At 65.0% G+C, this 1,584-nt stretch carries 1 rRNA gene; it reads right to left on the bottom strand.

The features are described 5' to 3' along the window. Window positions 1-163: 163 nt before the first annotated feature. Window positions 164-1,584, bottom strand: a 16S ribosomal RNA gene (locus ACTNA2_RS09035); the annotation flags it as partial.

The raw sequence follows: 1,584 nt of genomic DNA, 5'->3' as shown, positions 1-1,584 counted from the left end.
ACTCTTCCATCTCTCTCCTATCGCTATGCGGCTCTCAAGGTACGCGGGTGCGACCCCGGGGACCGGGTGCTGCGGGGACGTATCCTGGCCAGACATCCACCGGACGGGCTCCTGCCCTCCATTCGAGTTAAAGTGTTTTCTCTCTAAGAATGTGTCTCCCTAGAAAGGAGGTGATCCAGCCGCACCTTCCGGTACGGCTACCTTGTTACGACTTCACCCCCCTCACCCTCCACACCTTCGGCGCCTCCCCCCTCTCGGTTGGGCCGGCGACTTCGGGTGCAGACGACTCGGGTGGTGTGACGGGCGGTGTGTACAAGGCCCGGGAACGCATTCACCGCGGCATGCTGATCCGCGATTACTAGCAACTCCGACTTCATGGGGGCGGGTTGCAGCCCCCAATCCGAACTGGGGCCGGCTTTCCGGGATCCGCTCCCCCTCGCGGGGTGGCATCCCTCTGTACCGGCCATTGTAGCACGTGTGCAGCCCAGGGCATAAGGGGCATGATGACTTGACGTCGTCCCCGCCCTCCTCCGCCTTGACGGCGGCGGTCCCGCGTGGGTTCCCGGCATCACCCGATGGCAACACGCGGCGGGGGTTGCGCTCGTTGCGGGACTTAACCCAACATCTCACGACACGAGCTGACGACAGCCATGCACCACCTGTATGGGCTCCTCTCGGCCACGGGGTCTCCCCCGCTTCACCCATATGTCAAGCCCTGGTAAGGTTCTTCGCGTTGCTTCGAATTAAGCCACATGCTCCGCTGCTTGTGCGGGCCCCCGTCAATTCCTTTGAGTTTTAGCCTTGCGGCCGTACTCCCCAGGCGGGACGCTTAATGCGTTGGCTGCGGCACGGGGGGATCGTCCCCCCACACCTAGCGTCCATCGTTTACGGCTGGGACTACCAGGGTATCTAATCCTGTTCGCTCCCCCAGCTTTCGCGCCTCAGCGTCGGTCTCGGCCCAGAGGGCCGCCTTCGCCACCGGTGTTCCACCCGATATCTGCGCATTCCACCGCTACACCGGGTGTTCCACCCTCCCCTACCGGACCCAAGCCGCGGAGGTTCCGGGGGCTTCGGGGGGTTGAGCCCCCCGCTTCGACCCCCGGCCTGCCGGGCCGCCTACGCGCGCTTTACGCCCAATGAATCCGGATAACGCTCGCCCCCTACGTATTACCGCGGCTGCTGGCACGTAGTTAGCCGGGGCTTCTTCTGCAGGTACAGTCTCGTCTCTTCCCTGCTGAAAGCGGTTTACGACCCGAAGGCCTCCGTCCCGCACGCGGCGTCGCTGCGTCAGGGTTGCCCCCATTGCGCAAGATTCCCCACTGCTGCCTCCCGTAGGAGTCTGGGCCGTGTCTCAGTCCCAATCTGGCCGGTCGGTCTCTCAACCCGGCTACCCGTTGTCGGCACGGTGGGCCGTCACCCCGCCGTCTACCTGATGGGCCGCGGAGCCATCCCCTCCCGTCGGGGCTTTAGCCCGGGCGCCATGCGGCACCCGGGGGTATCCGGTATTACCCGTCCTTTCGGGCGGCTATCCCGGGGGAGGGGGCAGGTTCTCCACGTGTTACTCAGCCGTTCGCCACTCGCTTC

The sequence above is a fragment of the Collinsella sp. HCP28S3_E9 genome (genome assembly GCF_052065455.1).
In the GTDB taxonomy this organism is placed as follows: domain Bacteria; phylum Actinomycetota; class Coriobacteriia; order Coriobacteriales; family Coriobacteriaceae; genus Collinsella.
The sequence above is the reverse complement of the archived record's forward strand: the minus strand, read 5'-3'. Positions and strand labels throughout refer to the sequence as shown.